The 16,676-nt window shown below is 42.6% G+C and carries 14 protein-coding genes; 10 read left to right on the top strand and 4 right to left on the bottom strand.

Features of this window, described 5'->3' with window-relative positions; all coding sequences use genetic code 11:
• Window positions 1-82 precede the first annotated feature (82 nt).
• On the top strand, window positions 83-973 hold the full coding sequence (gene yghU, locus J1N51_RS05315) for a glutathione-dependent disulfide-bond oxidoreductase (protein ID WP_208832929.1): 891 nt from the start codon (window positions 83-85) through the stop codon (window positions 971-973).
• An 89-nt stretch (window positions 974-1,062) separates the two neighbouring features.
• Complete coding sequence (locus J1N51_RS05310) at window positions 1,063-1,986, top strand: type 2 periplasmic-binding domain-containing protein (RefSeq protein ID WP_232842863.1); 924 nt, start codon at window positions 1,063-1,065, stop codon at window positions 1,984-1,986.
• Between the two features lie 12 nt (window positions 1,987-1,998).
• On the opposite strand, the gene J1N51_RS05305 is transcribed toward J1N51_RS05310, so the two are convergent.
• Entirely contained in the window at window positions 1,999-2,358 is a 360-nt protein-coding gene (locus J1N51_RS05305; RefSeq protein ID WP_208832928.1) for an Hpt domain-containing protein, read from the bottom strand.
• A gap of 121 nt (window positions 2,359-2,479) precedes the next feature.
• On the bottom strand, window positions 2,480-3,667 hold the full coding sequence (locus J1N51_RS05300) for a flagellar assembly protein T N-terminal domain-containing protein (protein ID WP_208832927.1): 1,188 nt from the start codon (window positions 3,665-3,667) through the stop codon (window positions 2,480-2,482).
• A gap of 267 nt (window positions 3,668-3,934) precedes the next feature.
• Between J1N51_RS05300 and J1N51_RS05295 the strand changes: the two genes are divergently transcribed.
• From J1N51_RS05295 to J1N51_RS05275, 5 genes are all read left to right on the top strand, one after another.
• Window positions 3,935-4,393: an LPP20 family lipoprotein gene (locus J1N51_RS05295; RefSeq protein WP_208832926.1), complete on the top strand. Its 459-nt coding sequence runs from the start codon at window positions 3,935-3,937 to the stop codon at window positions 4,391-4,393.
• Window positions 4,394-4,523: 130 nt separating this feature from the next.
• A complete protein-coding gene (locus tag J1N51_RS05290) occupies window positions 4,524-5,639 on the top strand; it encodes an efflux RND transporter periplasmic adaptor subunit (protein ID WP_208832925.1) in 1,116 nt (371 codons plus the stop codon).
• Between the two features lie 2 nt (window positions 5,640-5,641).
• Window positions 5,642-8,737: an efflux RND transporter permease subunit gene (locus J1N51_RS05285; protein WP_208832924.1), complete on the top strand. Its 3,096-nt coding sequence runs from the start codon at window positions 5,642-5,644 to the stop codon at window positions 8,735-8,737.
• A gap of 164 nt (window positions 8,738-8,901) precedes the next feature.
• Window positions 8,902-10,521: an amidohydrolase family protein gene (locus J1N51_RS05280; RefSeq protein ID WP_208832923.1), complete on the top strand. Its 1,620-nt coding sequence runs from the start codon at window positions 8,902-8,904 to the stop codon at window positions 10,519-10,521.
• 46 nt (window positions 10,522-10,567) lie between these two features.
• Window positions 10,568-11,095, top strand: a complete 528-nt coding sequence (locus tag J1N51_RS05275; protein ID WP_208832922.1) for a DUF2058 domain-containing protein — start codon at window positions 10,568-10,570, stop codon at window positions 11,093-11,095.
• A gap of 28 nt (window positions 11,096-11,123) precedes the next feature.
• On the opposite strand, the gene J1N51_RS05270 is transcribed toward J1N51_RS05275, so the two are convergent.
• Complete coding sequence (locus J1N51_RS05270) at window positions 11,124-12,014, bottom strand: LysR family transcriptional regulator (RefSeq protein ID WP_208832921.1); 891 nt, start codon at window positions 12,012-12,014, stop codon at window positions 11,124-11,126.
• A 167-nt stretch (window positions 12,015-12,181) separates the two neighbouring features.
• On the opposite strand from J1N51_RS05270, the gene J1N51_RS05265 reads away from it, so the two are divergent.
• The 3 genes from J1N51_RS05265 to J1N51_RS05255 all read left to right on the top strand — a co-directional run bounded on the left by J1N51_RS05265 (window position 12,182) and on the right by J1N51_RS05255 (window position 15,920).
• Window positions 12,182-12,865, top strand: coding sequence for a type 1 glutamine amidotransferase domain-containing protein (locus tag J1N51_RS05265; RefSeq protein WP_208832920.1), 684 nt, complete (start codon window positions 12,182-12,184; stop codon window positions 12,863-12,865).
• A 118-nt stretch (window positions 12,866-12,983) separates the two neighbouring features.
• Entirely contained in the window at window positions 12,984-14,471 is a 1,488-nt protein-coding gene (locus J1N51_RS05260) for an NAD-dependent succinate-semialdehyde dehydrogenase (protein WP_208832919.1), read from the top strand.
• A 561-nt stretch (window positions 14,472-15,032) separates the two neighbouring features.
• Window positions 15,033-15,920 carry an ion transporter gene (locus J1N51_RS05255; protein WP_208832918.1) on the top strand — a complete coding sequence of 296 codons (888 nt, stop codon included), beginning with the start codon at window positions 15,033-15,035 and terminating at the stop codon, window positions 15,918-15,920.
• A 92-nt stretch (window positions 15,921-16,012) separates the two neighbouring features.
• Here the strand turns inward: J1N51_RS05255 and J1N51_RS05250 are convergent, their stop codons facing one another.
• Window positions 16,013-16,624 (bottom strand): YigZ family protein, encoded by a 612-nt coding sequence (locus J1N51_RS05250; protein ID WP_208832917.1) that lies wholly within the window; start codon window positions 16,622-16,624, stop codon window positions 16,013-16,015.
• Between the last annotated feature and the right edge of the window lie 52 nt (window positions 16,625-16,676).

Genomic DNA, 16,676 nt, shown 5'->3' with positions numbered 1-16,676 from the left:
AAAACTATATTAGCCGTACCCAGACGCTAGGGTATTTTCTAATCACAGCGTGCGTTTACATAGATAATAAAAAGGAGTAGGTATGTCAAAACAGACAACGTCGAGTTATTCACCACCAAAAGTATGGAAGTGGGAACAGGAAAATGGCGGCGAGTGGGCCAGTATTAACCGACCTGACTCAGGTGCACGATTCGAAAAAGCTTTACCCAAAGGAAAACATCCTTTTCAACTATATTCATTGGCGACGCCAAACGGTGTGAAAGCCACTATCATGTTTGAAGAGCTTTTAGAAAAAGGCCATGAGGGTGCAGAGTACGATGCATTCTTGATCAAAATAGGCGATGCAGAGCAGTTTGGAAGTGGATTTGTTGAGATAAATCCCAATTCCAAAATACCTGCACTTATCGACAACTCAGAAGCGCCTTTGGGCGGAGAGGGCGTCAATATTTTCGAGTCAGGTGCAATTTTGCTTCACTTGGCCGAGCGTTTTGATGAGTTTATTCCCAAGTCCACAGAAGGCCGTGCCCAGTGTTTATCGTGGTTGTTCTGGCAAGTTGGTAGTGGTCCTTACCTTGGGGGTGGATTTGGCCACTTTTATGCTTATGCCCCCGAAAAATTTGAGTACCCAATAGACCGCTTCACCATGGAAACAAAGCGTCAATTAGACGTACTGGACAAGCATTTAGCTGATAATCAATTTATGTGCGGTGATGAATATACCATTGCAGATATTGCGATTTGGCCATGGTACGGTAATTTGGTGTTGGGGCGTTTGTATGATGCAGCTGAGTTTTTAGATGTTAAATCATACAAAAATGTCGTACGTTGGGCTGAGCAAATTAACGAGCGTCCAGCCGTGCAACGTGGCCGAATGGTGAATCGCACTTGGGGAGAACCAGAAGAGCAGCTTCATGAGCGTCACGATCGTTCTGACTTTGAGACCAAAACTCAGGACAAGTTACCTGGCCAATAAGTGGAAAAAGTTTATTAGAGTCTGCGATAGCTGCAATGCATCTGTCGCAACTCCATAGATATTTCTTTTCAAAACAAAAGGAATGAAAATTGAAATTCAAATTAAACGGTTTTGGTAGTGGATTCGGTAGAATTGCGAGCGTTATCTTTGGTTTGATTGCCTGTTGTGGGGGCTTACAAGCTGAGAACCTTAAAACATCGTCATCTTTGCAGCATACAGTCCGAATAGTCCCTGACAGTAAATATGATTTGGGGTCTCACCAATACTTTTCTCAAGTGCTTAAACTCTCATTACAGAAGACCGCTGCAGAGTTTGGTCCCCTCTCTCTTCAAAAAGTTAATCAGCATTTAGTTCAACAAAGGGCTCTTCAGCAATTGCAAAGCGACGGCATCATAGATGTGTACTGGACCGTGACTACAAAGCAACGGGAAAAAGACGCAATCCCGGTGAGAGTGCCTTTACTCAAAGGTATTATGGGTTACAGGGTTGCTTTGATTCGTGCTGAGAAGCTTGACGATTTTAGTCAAATTCATTCAGAGTTAAAGCTTAAACAACTTATTGCGGGGCAAGGTCACGATTGGCCTGATTTTGTGATACTAAGTGACAACGGATTCGAGGTGCTAGGGACAAGTGTTTATGACTCTCTGGTTGATTTACTATACAAAGGAAGAATTGATTACTACCCAAGAGCTATTAATGAAACCATAGCAGAGTACGCCTATTTTGATAGCCCTGAATTAGCTATTGAACCCAATTTTATCCTATATTATCCGTCATATATTTTCTTTTTCGTGGCGAAGAATAAGCCTGAGTTAGCCAAAAGAATAGAGCTCGGACTGGATAGAGCGATGGATGATGGCAGCTTCGAACAGCTGTTTAAAAATTATATCAATATTTACGAAATTAAGGCCCAGTTGAACTTAGACAACCGCCAAGTTATTAAATTAAAAAACAACTTGTTGTCAGAAGAAACATTGTCTATCAAAGCACCAGGCCTTATAAGATTACCGTAGAAATGAGTTTGGTCAAGATAGGAGGCTATCTAATTGCTCTTTCATGCTTTGTAGTTGTTGCATAAAGACAGGAAATACTTCGGTAATTACCGTTGCGTTGTCCTCTTTACCGGCGCGCTCAAGTAACGCTGCAGACTCTTGGATGTTAACCGCGCCAATACTCGCGGATGCACCTTTGATGCTATGGCATGTTTTTCCGAACTCTTGCCATTGATCATTATTGAACTGCTGCTCAAGAGTCGCCTTATCTTGGTCGACTTGCATCGCAAACATCTTTAACACCTCTACAAAGAGGTTTTCGTCATCCATGCAATTGGTTAATCCTATCTGTACATCTAAACCTTCTATGTTTGAAAGTTGCTCAGTGGACATATTGTTATCTCTTTCTAATAAAATCACTTAACAATTTACCCTTTATGTAACAACTCGGGCAAGGTCATATTAGTAAGGATATGTAACAAATCGCTAATTTTCCGCTTTTTTGAACAACTTTTTACCAGTCTGTTTTCCAATCTTTCAATTCAATCACATCGTTAACTTGCACATTACTCATAAAGTCAGCGTCAAGGGATTCTGCAATCGCTGAGTTTTCATAGACTTTTGTTATTTTGACTCGATAAGGGCTGATCACAAAATTAGTCAACAAATTGCCATTGTCATCGATCACATCAGCTCGGTAAGACACTCTATATTCTTGGCCTATATAGACGCCTTGACCGCGACCTATATTAATCTGAACCTGGTTGCCGTTGTTCACAGACAATATTTTGCTTTGTAATTGTTGACAGCTAAGCTCTGATAAAATGTCGTCACGCATGTTAGTCAGTACTCGCTCTATGCCGTTACCATAATCCGAATTCCAAAACTTACGACTATTAACTTGCACAGGCTGGCGCTGATCAAACGTCCACTCAGCCGATGAATGAAAACGATTTTGATATAACACTTCATGAGTGAGGGCATTAGCGATGATCACATCCATTGTAAAAAATCGTTCAAATTGATCGTCTTGCCAAAATTTAAAGTCATTACTTTGTTCACCAAAGGACAAGTCACTGATTTGACCAAACATAACGAATTGGGTATTGGCCTGTTCGGCAACCGCATCAATCAATTGATAGCGAACTTGTCCTTGTTGCTCAAAGTCGATATTGACGTTGAGCTTTTTGTTAAACCAAGAAACGGGATATACCGTGTTTGCGCCGGCTTGAAATAGCTGAACGATTTTTTTTGGGATTTCTTTTTCTAATTTGTAGATCGAACCGACTTTGGCTTGCTCCCAGTGTTGAATAGGGAATTGCGTGATAGCTATTTTTTTACCAAATTCTGATGCGTAACAAGTACGCTCTTCTGGGAAAATATCTGCCCGAATAGTCACTGAGATGGTGTTACCTCGTTGATGTTCTTCGACAATTTCAATGCGGTTTATTGCACCGTTGGCATGAACTTGAAGCATATCATCAACCAATAAACCTTCAGAGATTTGTTGGATACTGGCAACATTAGCCCCCGAAAACAGCATGGCTTGTTTTACGGCGTCTTGGGTCGCTCTGCTTTTTGCACTTCGGACGTCCCCATGGCGAATTTTTGCCTGACCTGTGGCTTCGTACCACTCGGCCATTGCAGGTAGACTTAACACTAAAACAGCTAATGTGAGCCAAAAGGCATATATCGTCTTCATAATCTCTATCACTATCAGTAAATTGACAACGCCTTAAATGGAAGTTGTCAGTGAGCGCCAGAAGTTTGGCACTGCTCCAATAATTAGGGCTTTGGGATTAAATTTAGCAATATCTAGACCATTTTTATTATGGCGATACAGTTGGCGTAAAATTTGTATAAAAATTTGTATCGTAAAATTTGTACACGAACTAAGACCTAGTTAGAGATTGCCCATTAATAGTGGATCAGTCTTGTTAACCCAATTATTTAAAACCGGGTGTAGATAATGAAACTCAAAACCGTATTAATCATTTTGTTAGCCTTCGTAATCAGTGGCTGTACTTCGTTACTCGATAAGCACGTCATTTGGGAGTACGAAAAACCGGAACAGTTTCCTATATTGAGAGCGATAGGGTATGCGCCTATTTCAGCTCAGCAAAGTGACAATCAACAAATACAACAGATCATGGCTATGCGCGCGTCTAAGCTGGATGCATATCGGGAACTTGCTGAGCAGGTTTATGGTTATCAAATCAAGGGCCAGTCGAATGTGCAAAACTTAGTTGCTTCAGATGACAAGATGAAAGCTCGAGTGGAGGGTGTTATTAGGGGGGCTCGTATCGTTAAGAGCTATCCCGTTGGCGATACTTATGCGACTGAACTCGAATTGGATATGCGCCTTGTATACGATTTGTACATTATCAACAGCAAACCCCGTAAAATCAAAAAAGTAGAATATTACTAACCCATCAGCAGTGGACCCGCTTTATAAGATAGGTGGGTTGAATCATAAGCCAAATTGCATGGTCTAGCTGTGGGTTAAGTCCGTATCATTCAACTATTATTAAACCAGTTGAATTGGTAGGAAGAATCAAATGTTTAGAAATCCACTGTTTTGGATTGTTTTATTATTATCGGGCATGTTGGCCTTTGTCTTTTGGCCGCAAGAAGCGCAACAAGGTGGCAGAGGTTTTGGTGGTGCACCACTGGTCGAAGTAAAAGCAGTGGAACGACAGACCTTTAATGACGAAGTTGCAGCCCTTGGTAATGCTCAAGCAAACGAATCTATCGAACTTAAAGCAGAACAGACGGTTCGTGTTACAGATGTTCATTTTGATGACGGTGAAAAGGTTGAACAGGGGACGTTACTCGTTACTTTGAGACATGATCAGGAAAAAGCGCTAATCGCAGAGCTTGATGCGACCCTCAAAGAACAGCGTCGCCAATTAACCCGTCTACGCAACTTAGAAAAACAAAGCGCTACCGCTGCATCTGCAATTGAGCAACAACAAAGCTTACTGGACGCAACGGAAGCAAAGCGCAAAGTAGCAATTGCCAATTATCAAGAAAAGTTTATCAAAGCCCCATTTTCAGGCCTATTAGGTTTACGAGAAATTTCACCTGGCCAACTAGTAACGACAAATACCACAATTACTACCCTAGACGACATCAGTAAAATTAAAGTTGAATTCCAACTGCCTGAGAAATACCTCAACAAGGTGAAGGTAGGCCAGCGCGTCAACGCTAAACACATTGCATTTAACACCCCATTTATTGGACAAGTGGACTCAATCGGTTCTCGCATTGACCAAACGTCTCGAGCGTTTACTGTCAGAGCTTTATTTGACAATGCCCAAGGTGCATTACGACCGGGTATGTTATTACAGTTGGCCTTGGTCTTTGAGAGTAACAAAGCGCTAGTAATTCCAGAGTCGGCGATTGTGCCGATCAATAATGACCATTTTGTCTATGTGTTAAATGCCGACGATACAGTTTCTAGAGTGAAAGTAGAAATTGGTAAACGCAAGCCAGGTATTGCTGAAGTTTTGTCTGGTCTTGAAGCAGGAACGAAAGTGGTTCACAAGGGCGTGTTGAAGATCCGTGATGGTGCTCAAGTAAAAGTGGCTGGCGATAACAAAAAAGCCAACCCTACGACTAAAAAGCCCGCCGCCAATATTCAAAAAAATAATAAAGATAATGGGGAGGGGTAATCATGCTTCTCTCTGATATGTCAGTAAAGCGGCCGGTGTTCGCGACCGTGGTCAACATGCTGTTGGTCACGTTTGGTATTGTGGCCTTTTTTATGTTGGCGCTGCGTCAATACCCAGACATCGACCCGCCGATAGTATCGGTTAACACTAATTACCCAGGTGCCTCTGCCGAGATCATCGAAAGCAAAATTACCCAAATTCTGGAGTCTCGAATTTCGGGTATTTCTGGAGTTAAAAATATAAATTCCAGCTCGAGAAATGGCCGTTCGCGAATTTCTATCGAGTTTAATACCAATGTAGACATAGACGCTGCGGCTAATGATGTTCGAGAGCGTGTGTCTCGAGCGTTAAACAATCTTCCAGACCAGGCTATGCCTCCAGAAGTGTTCAAAGCGAACGACGATGAAGATGTAATAGCGTGGTTTGTTTTAAATTCAGAGACCATGAACAACTTGGAGTTAACTGACTACGCCAAACGTTACATCGTAGATAGGTTTGCCGTTGTAGATGGCGTTGCTCGTGTTCGCCTTGGTGGTAGTCGAGACTATTCAATGAAGGTGTGGTTAGACAAAGACGCTATGGCGGCCCGTGGTATTACCGTTTCTGATATTGAAAGCGTTTTGCGAAGCGAAAATGTCGAGTTGCCAGCCGGTGAAGTTAAATCGACGGACCGTGAATTTAATGTGCGAATAGCACGAGCGTACACGACGCCTGAAGAATACCAAAAAATGATCGTAGGCCGTGGTACAGATGGTTATTTGGTGCGTTTAGGAGACGTCACTCGAGTTGAGCTAACTGCACAGGATGATGAAAACACCTTCCGAGGTAATGGCGAAAACATGATTGGCCTGGGGATCATCAAGCAGTCGAAAGCCAATACCCTTGATGTAGTACAAGCCGCTCGCGCCGAAATGGATAAGATCCGTGAAGGTCTGCCAGAAGGTACACGAATTGAGGACTCATATGACTCTTCAGTGTTTATCGCTAAATCCATTGATGAGGTTTATAACACCTTAGGTATAGCCATTGTTTTAGTTATTTTGGTGATTTATTTATTTTTGGGTAACGTCAGGGCAACGTTTGTACCTGCTGTTACCGTGCCTGTTGCATTGGTTTCGACCTTCACCGTTTTAATGATTTTAGGCTTTTCGATTAACCTACTTACTTTGTTAGCACTGGTACTAGCGATTGGTTTAGTAGTTGATGACTCCATCGTAGTGCTCGAAAACATATATCGTCGAATGGAAGAGGGCGAGCCACCATTGTTGGCCGCTTACCGTGGTGCTCGAGAAGTTGGCTTTGCGGTTATTGCGACAACGCTTGTGCTGGTGGCTGTATTTATCCCGTTGGTCTTTTTGGAGGGCAACGTAGGCCGTTTATTTGTTGAGTTTGCTATTGCCGTAGCGGCAGCGGTTGTGTTTTCTAGTTTCACGGCCCTGACATTATCACCTATGTTGTGTTCAAAAATTTTAGAACACAAAGAACGTGGCTCTAAAGTCGGTAAATGGTTAGACAGTAGCTTTGCTAAGCTCGAAAATAGCTATGAACGCCAATTAGAAAAAACCGTCACAAACCGAACAGGTCTCATCGTCATAATGTTGATGGCTGTGGCCCTGGCATATGGTCTGTTTAAAACAATCCCTCAAGAATTAGCGCCTCAAGAAGACCGTGGTAATTTCTTCATGATTGTTCAATCTGCAGAGGGCGCAAGTTACGAGAGTAACCTAGCCAATATGAATGAAGTGGAAGAGCGATTATTAAAATATTATGAGCGCGGTGACGTAGACCGAGTGATAGTTCGTACTCCAGGTTTTGGTGGAGGTGCCGGTATTGCCATTATTGGCATGCCAGATTGGGGCAAGCGTAACAAAGACACTCGTCAAGTGATGAACGAGATCAATGCCGAAATGTCTGAGCTGACCGATATTCGTGCTTTCGCCATAATGCGCAGTGGATTAGGTGGGCGAGGCTTAGGCCGTCCGGTTCAGTTTGTTCTACAGGGAGACACATACGAGAATCTAGCTAAATGGCGTGACATTATATTGGCTGAGGCTCGTAAAAACCCTAAATTATTGCGTGTCGATAGCGATTACAAAGAAACATTACCACAGCTATTAGTCGAAATTGATACCTTACGTGCAGCTGATTTAGGCGTATCTGTAGCGGATATTGGTCGTACTTTAGAAGCTACCTTAGGTCAACGCAGAGCGACCACCTACATAGAGCGTGGGCAAGAATATGATGTGGTGCTTGAAGGACCCGATGAAGAATTTGCCACGCCTTCTGCATTGGATGATTTGTATGTTAGGTCAAAGACAACTCAAAAGCTAATACCTCTGTCTAACTTAGTTAATATCAAAGAACAGGCGACAGCAGGAACCTTAAATCGATACAACCGCATGCGTAGTATTACCATTGAAGCTAATTTGGCAGATGGTTATAAATTGGGCGAGGCACTAGACTTTTTGAATAAAGCTGTGGCAGAGAATATCAGTGAGGCAGTGCAAGTTGACTACAAAGGTCAGTCTGCTTTGTACAAAGAGTCAGGCAGCTCCATTGTATTTGTTATGTTAATGGCGATGGTCGTTACCTACTTGGTTCTAGCTGCTCAGTTTGAGAGCTTCGTTCATCCGTTAGTCATTATGCTGGCCGTACCATTAGCCGCAGTTGGTGCATTAATGGGTCTGCAGATAGCGGGCTTAAGCCTTAATATCTACAGCCAAATAGGCCTGGTAATGCTCATCGGTTTAGCGGCGAAAAACGGCATATTGATCGTCGAGTTTACTAATCAGTTAAGAGATAAAGGTGGTGAGTTCAAAGCGTCACTAATCGCGGCGGCTAAACAACGCTTACGTCCGATTGTAATGACGACGTTTTCCACCATTATGAGCGCAGTACCTTTGATGTTGGCATCTGGGGCCGGTGCTGAAAGTCGCGAAGTGATAGGTGTCGTGATTTTTGCAGGTGTTGCTTTCTCAACGGTTTTGACTTTATTCATTATCCCTATGGCCTATTATTCGATTGCAAAAAATACTGGCTCACCTAAGACAGTAAGCCAAAATTTAGAAAATCAAATTAACCAGCACCCTGAGTCATAGACACTCCAAGCCCTTATTTTTAAAATTAAAATAGGGGCTGGTACAAGGTTATCAAGAGGGTTATCAAGAGGGTGATTAATCGGTATATTAATCACCCTCTTTTCTTTATTCATTTGTCAAAACCTGCAATGAATAGCAACAGTAAATGATCAAAAGGAAGAACCATGACGTCGACTCAATTCGGTTTCTATCGTTTTTTAATAGTACTTAAACGTGTTGTATCACAATCCTTGATTGGCTTTTTTATACTGGTGGGAATTTCTAGCCATGCCATAGCCGAGCCTGGCGCTAAAGCTCCTGAGCGAAAAGCAAACGAAGGGATTCAGGCCGAAAGAATCATTCTTCGAGGTGGTATTTTAGTTAATGGTGAAGGCGCTCCTCCTCGAGGTCCAGTCGATATTTTGATTGAAAAGGGGCGGATCAAAAACATTCGTTCAGTGGGCTATCCAGGTGTGCCAATCAAAGAAAATGGACGCATTAAAGCAAAAGTAGGTGACAAAGAAATTGACGTTGAAGGACATTATATATTGCCGGGGTTTATCGATATGCACGGTCATATTGGTGGCTCGACAAAAGGTGTTCCTGCTGAGTACGTATTTAAATTATGGCTAGGCCACGGCATTACGACGATTCGTGAACCTGGTAGCTTTAACGGCTTGGACTGGGTACTTGAACACAAAGAGCGCAGCGACAAAAATACCATCGTTGCGCCACGTATTGTCCCTTACGTAGGTTTTGGGATGGGTAACAAGGGCCCTATTTATACAGCCAAACAAGCTCGGGCTTGGGTACAAAAAGTTGCCAAAGAGGGGGCAGCGGGGATTAAGTTTTTTGGTGCGACACCAAAGATCATGGACGCCGCATTAGACGAGGCCCAAAAACAAGGCCTCGGCACTATGATGCATCATGCACAACTCAATGTGATGAGCATGAATGTGTTGGACTCAGCACGTAAAGGCTTAACGACCATGGAGCATTGGTATGGGTTACCAGAAGCCTTGTTTGAAGATAAGGTCATTCAACACTACCCAGCTCAATACAATTACAACAACGAAATGCACCGCTTTGCGGAAGCCGGTAAGTTATGGGAACAAGCCACGGACGTAAATTCGCCTCATTGGCAGCAAGTTCGCGATGAACTTATTGACTTGGATTTTACCATTAATCCAACTATGACAATATACGAAGCTAGCCGAGACTTAATGCGTGAGCGTCAGGCCGTTTGGCACAAAGACTATACGTTACCGACATTGTGGAAGTTCTTTGAACCAAGTCGCTATGCCCATGGCAGTTATTGGTTTGATTGGACAACTGCTGACGAAATAAACTGGAAGAAAAACTATCAAAAATGGATGACCTTCCTAAATGACTATAAAAATCATGGCGGTCGAGTCACAACGGGTTCAGACTCTGGTTACATTTATAAAATCTTTGGTTTTGGTTATATCCGTGAATTAGAACTTCTTCAAGAAGCGGGCTTTCATCCCCTTGAAGTAATTCAGTCTGCGACACTAAATGGTGCTGAGGCGTTGGGGATGGCCGATGAAATTGGCAGCGTAACCATAGGTAAGCGCGCTGATTTAGTGATTAGTACTCATAACCCATTACACAATTTTAAGGTGCTTTACGGTACCGGGCATTATCAACTTGACGAAAATAATACCCCTACGCGTGTAAAAGGCCTAAAATACACCATCAAAGATGGCATTGTTTACGATTCTCAAAAGTTACTAGAAGACGTAAGAGAAATTGTGAAACAAGCTAAACAAACGCCTCAATCATAGGATTGAGGCCCTACGGTTTTAAATATTCAGAAGTAAAAGGTTTACCATGGCGTTGTCCTTACAAGAGCAGCTACTAAAAGCAGGCTTAACCAACGAAAAGAAAGCCAAAAAGGCAAAAAAGAACAGTAAAAAAACACGTGACTTAAAACGTGAAGTAAAAGCAGCTGCAGAAGAGAAGCGCCAAGCGCAGCTGCAAAAAGACAAAGCACTAAACGAAGAAATTAAACGCCAAGCTGAGCAAAAAGCCATACAAGCTCAAATCAAGCAATTGATCGAAATGAATAGCTTAGAACTGCCGGGCTCGAATAAAACCGTCACCTATAACTTTACTGACGACAACAAAGTCAAAACACTTGAAGTGTCTGACAAGATCCAAAAGCAATTAGCGAGTGGTTTATTGTCTATTGTACGAGTTAGCCAAGCTGAGGATGACTATGCGGTGATCCCAAGTGTTGTGTCGGACAAAATTGCCCTTCGTGATGAGTCTGTTTTAGTCGCTCAAAATCAATTAGAAGAGCCAGACGAAGACGATCCGTATGCAGACTACGTCATTCCAGATGACTTAATGTGGTAGTCATATATTGAGTTACGAGCGGTAAGAATTACTCTTGCCAATCGGCAAATCGCTCAACCAAAAACTCAATCGCCAGTCTAGCTCTTAGGGGCAAAAACTGGCGATTGGCGTAGACAATCCAAGTCGTTGCCTTATCACTCCAATACGGCTCTAAAATAGGCGTTAAGCTTTTGTTTTGTAAACTATCGCCATAACTAGAGCGCGGCATGTAACAGATACCCAACCCAGCCTCTGCAGCTTTGACTAAACTACGACCACTATTCGAACGCCACTTAGGGTGTACTTTAACGAAGTGCTCTTTTCCTTCAACTGTAAAGCGCCAATGCTCGTTGTTAGAAATAATACATGAGTGATTTTTGAGTTCATCAGGGTGTTGTGGCCTTGAGTGTTTCGCCAAATAACCTGGACTGGCGGCTGCTAGCATTTTACGGTCAACTAATCGTCGCGCGATGAGGGTTGAATCATTTAAGCGGCCATAACGAATCGAAAAATCAATGCCTTCCTGGATAAAGTCGGCCATGTTCGAATTAAAATCCATATCAATGGTTAAATCAGGGTGCAATGCACCAAATTCAATGAGTGCTGGTACTATGTATTGTTCTGCAAACTCTCCGGCAGCCGACACCCTTAGTGTGCCAGAAAGCGCTACCTGCTGAGAACCAACTTCTTCATTCGCATGAGCAATACCATCGAGTAATACCTGACAATGCTGGTAGTAGCGTTGGCCTGCATCGGTCATTTTAACGTTTCGAGTGCTTCGAGCAAACAGGGCTACGCCAAGTCTTTTTTCGACTTTTGCGATCTGGCGACTAACATGAGACGTAGAAACTTTGAGTTTTCTGGCGGCACTGCTGAAACCCTGCGTCTCCGCGACCGCAACAAACTCAGTGATACCGTCGAATGAATGGCTATTACTCAAAACAAACTCGCTTTTTTAAATAAGGATTTATTGTTGCAGTATAACAATAATGTTTTCTAAAAATAGCTAATTATCATCAAGGATGATGGGTATTAGACTGTGTGCATTAGAAAAGAAAACCCCAATGTTTGAGGGTTTAGTTTTAAATCAACAACTAAGGAAATATTATGTCAGCAAGTAAAAAGATTTTGGTCTTAGTAACCAACCACGCAACTTTAGGTGAGACGGACGAAGCGAACGGTACATACTCTCCTGAGCTAACCCATGCAGTAGATGTGTTTTTGGCGAATGGCTACGAGTATGATATTGCCTCAATAAAAGGTGGCAGCGCACCAATTTACGGTACTGATGTTGAAGGAGATGACGTCAACAAAAAGATCCTAGACGATAAAGACTTCCAAGCAAAAATGGAAAAAACGCTAGTGGCAGCCGATGTTGATTTTAGCCAATACCAAGCGGTCTTTTACCCTGGTGGTTTCGGCTTGTTATCAGATTTGGCCAGCAACGAAGAGGTTGCTAAACAAACTGCAGCAGTTTATGAAGCCGGTGCAGTTGTTGGTGCTGTTTGTCACGGCCCTGCGGGCTTGTTGCCAATTACGTTATCAAATGGCAAAAAGTTGATTGAAGATATTGCCGTTACTGGTTTTACTCGTGAAGAAGAAGTGGAGTTTGGCACCATTGAAAAAATTCCTTTCTTATTAGAGGAAAGCCTAGTCCGCACCGCAGGTCGTTACGTAAAAGTGGCACCTTGGGGCGAGTATGTTACTGCAGAAAACCGTGTTGTTACAGGCCAAAACCCAGCTTCAGCGCATGCTGTTGCAGAAGAGATGGTTAAGCAACTTAACTCATAATCTTATAAATTCTTCAATAAAAACAAAGTGTAACTCGAGAGAATTGGGATCTTGAGTTACACTCATTGTTTCTCTCACTTTATTCAAGATCATAATAGACAATCTATCAGGAGTCGTTATGTCAGAAGCTACTTCAGCAAATTCAATTCTCAGTTCGCTACTGTCAGATCCCACTTTAGTGGCATCTGGTTCTTATATCGATGGCCAATGGCAAACGAGTGAATCGCGTTTCAAAGTCACGAATCCGCTCAATGGTGACGTTTTAATTGAAGTCTCAGAAAGCACAAATGGTGAAGACATATCATTGATTGAGTCTGCGATTGCTGCGGCCAAAAAAGCGCAGCCTGATTGGGCAAAAAAGAGCAGTTATGAGCGTTACGACTTGATGATGAAATGGCATGACTTGATGCTTGAGCACAAAGACGACTTAGCGACGTTAATGACCTTAGAGCAAGGCAAGCCACTAAAAGAGTCAAAAGGTGAAATTGAATATGGTGCCAGTTACGTTAAATGGTTTGCTGAAGAAGGTAAGCGAGTCTACGGAGACACCATTCCTTCATTAGCTTCACATCAACAAATTAAGATAATCAAACAGCCTGTCGGTGTGGTTGCTGCGATTACGCCATGGAATTTTCCCAATTCGATGCTAGCTAGAAAAATTGCACCAGCCATAGCAGCAGGTAATACAGTCGTAGGTCGTCCAACAGAATTAACTCCTTTGTCGGCCCTGGCATTGGCGGTATTAGCAGAGCGAGCAGGGATTCCAAAGGGAGTCATTAATATTGTTGTAGGCTCGGACTCAAAGGCCATTGGTAAAGTGCTAACCGAGCATCCTGATGTAGATAAATTTAGCTTTACCGGCTCGACCAAGGTGGGTCAGATTTTAATGAAGCAATGTGCCTCTACTATTAAAAAAGTGTCGTTGGAGTTAGGTGGCAACGCTCCGTTTATTGTATTTGCTGATGCAGACATAGACGCAGCTGTTGATGGTGCGATTAAAGCTAAGTTCAGAAATGCAGGACAAACCTGTGTTTGTGTTAATCGCTTTTTGATAGAGGAGAGCGTACACGATGAATTTGTTGATAAGTTTGTCGAAAAAGCTCGCCAACTGAAAGTCGCTGGTGGCTTAGAAGAGGGCACTGACATTGGCCCTATGATCCATAACGAAGCGGCTAATAACATTAGAGATATGGTTCGGACCGCCGAAAAAGCAGGTGCAAAAAGAGTGTTTGGTGAACTGGTAGAGACAAACTTACAAGCTCCTATCGTATTGACGAATGTCAGTAATGACATGGAGATTGCTCAAAATGAAATCTTTGGTCCTGTTGCTGCCATCCAAAGTTTTAGCTCTGAGCAACAAGCAATAGATTTAGCCAATGACACTGAATATGGCTTGGCTGCTTATTTTTATAGTCTCAATATCAACCGAGTGGAGCGTGTTGCCGCAGGACTTAAATACGGTATGGTAGGGATCAACGAAGGATTAATCTCTAATGCCGCAGCGCCATTTGGTGGTGTTAAGCAGTCTGGGTTTGGCCGCGAAGGCTCGAAGTATGGTTTGGATGATTACATGAATATGAAGTATTTGTGTTACAACCACGGCTGAAGGCATTTGTTTTGAGAATGGGCTGACCATGAGTAGTTGGCTTTCTCTCGGCATTTTGTGTAGTTGCGAGCTCCTAACTTGGGTAGTCTAATCCTTGACCGCTTCAAGCACATCCATGTGACGCTTACGGCCAAACATCCTGTTTGGACTATCAAGTATTAGACTACCCAACTCAGGATCTGCAATTCACTCTTTGCGTTAATCTCCTCTGAAATAAACACCGCTCAAATCGGCGACTTTGGATGTAAGGGATGAGTATGAGTAGTTGCTTTTCGAGGTAGTCCACGCATGGATGCGTGGCCGTAAGCATTACAGGGATGTACTTGCGCGGCCGAGGAAAGCCAACTACTCATGCTTAGCCCATTCTCTGAGTAGGAGGTAAGAGAAGCAAGTTACCCAAGTTAGGAGCTCGCAACTGAAAAAAGCCAACTGCTTATGCTCAGCATGTACTCTCAGTGTGAGATTAAGGTGAGGTTCCCCCAACAAAAACCTTTTCGATTGAGCCAAGTCAGATATAATCTGAGCCGCGTTTAAACCGACAAAAACAAAACTCATCCTCACATGTACGAAAATATAAAAACAAAACTAAACAACCTAAAAAACAACAAAGTCTTTGAGCTAACTGTTGTCGCAGTCATCATAATTTCAGCACTTGAAATCGGTGCCAAAACATTTGCGTTACCAGACAGTGCGATTTCGGTCACTCATATTCTTGATATCTTTATTACCCTTTTCTTTTTGTTTGAAATTGCAGTGCGCTTTATTGCCGATGACGACAAAAAGAACTTCTTCAAAAAAGGTTGGAATGTTTTTGATACCTTGGTCGTTGCCATTAGTTTAATTCCGATTAATGACAGTGAGATGGCGTTGTTGGCCCGTCTTGTTCGCGTATTTAGAGTACTCCGAATGGTATCTGTAGTCCCAGAACTAAGAGTACTTATTAACTCGCTCATTAAAGCCTTGCCGCAGTTGGGTTATGTGGTGTTGTTGATGTTTATTATCTTTTACATCTATGCCGCAATAGGTAGCTTTGTCTTTAAAGACATAAACCCAACTTTGTGGGGTGATATCGCGATTTCGATGTTGACGCTGTTTAGAATCATGACCTTTGAAGATTGGACGGACATTCAATACGAGACGATGGAAGTTTATCCGATGTCTTGGATTTTCTATTTGACGTTCATATTCTTCACGGCATTTGCGTTTTTAAACATGGTCATTGGTATCGTCGTTAATGTAATGGAAGACGAGCACGCAAAAATGCGTCAAGCCAATGAAGAAGCCGAAGCTGCGCTATTGGAAGAGCAGTTAGAAGAACATGTTGAAGAACAAATAGCAGAACAGGTCGAAGAGCGTGTTGAGCAGAAAGTCGAAGAGCTCCGTTTAGAAATTCAAGAGCTTAAACAGCTCATCAAAGATCATGTCATAGCGGACAAAAGTAGCCGTTAATTTCGAATTTATTTTATGTGGTGATGAGATGACGTACGCACGCATATGTTCATCTCTTTACCTCTTTGTTTCTTCACCTCTTCACCCGCCCTCTACGAATTAGAAGTCTTAAATTGGATGCTTCTTGCAGTGAGTACAGATTCTAGTTCGCTTAAATTGGTATTAGGGATATCTAGGTAAATATCGACTTGATGATGGTATTGGACGTCTTTTACTTCGCCGTCTAACAGGCTGGTTTGATGACGTAGCCATTGCTCTTCTGCAAAATCAAGTTGTACAAACACATGGGTTTTTTCGACGATAGGATTGAGTAACTGGTCTTTTTCTGCAATTTGATAAGCTTGTTCGACCGCTTGAGAGTAAGCTCTTACTAACCCGCCAGCTCCTAGCTTTATTCCACCAAAATACCTTATAACAATAACCATGACATTACTCACTGGCTTGTGCTGAAGTACATTAAGCATAGGCTTGCCCGCGGTGCCACTTGGTTCACCGTCGTCAGACATGGCAGCGGTTTCGGCGCTTGCACTACTGCCCATAATGTATGCCCAACAATGATGTCTAGCATCTGGGTACTGATTTTTAGACTCAGCTAACCAATTCATGGCGTCCTCACGAGAATCAATAGGTATCAGCCAAGTGATGAACTGACTCTTTTTGATTTCTAATGGGTTTTTGACGACTGAGCTTAATTCAAATTGCATGTAATCACTTACTTAGACTAAAGCCATTGTTTAACTTTACGTAAATTGCTGT

The sequence above is a fragment of the Psychrosphaera ytuae genome (genome assembly GCF_017638545.1).
In the GTDB taxonomy this organism is placed as follows: domain Bacteria; phylum Pseudomonadota; class Gammaproteobacteria; order Enterobacterales; family Alteromonadaceae; genus Psychrosphaera; species Psychrosphaera ytuae.
This window is presented reverse-complemented; position numbering and strand designations above follow the sequence as displayed.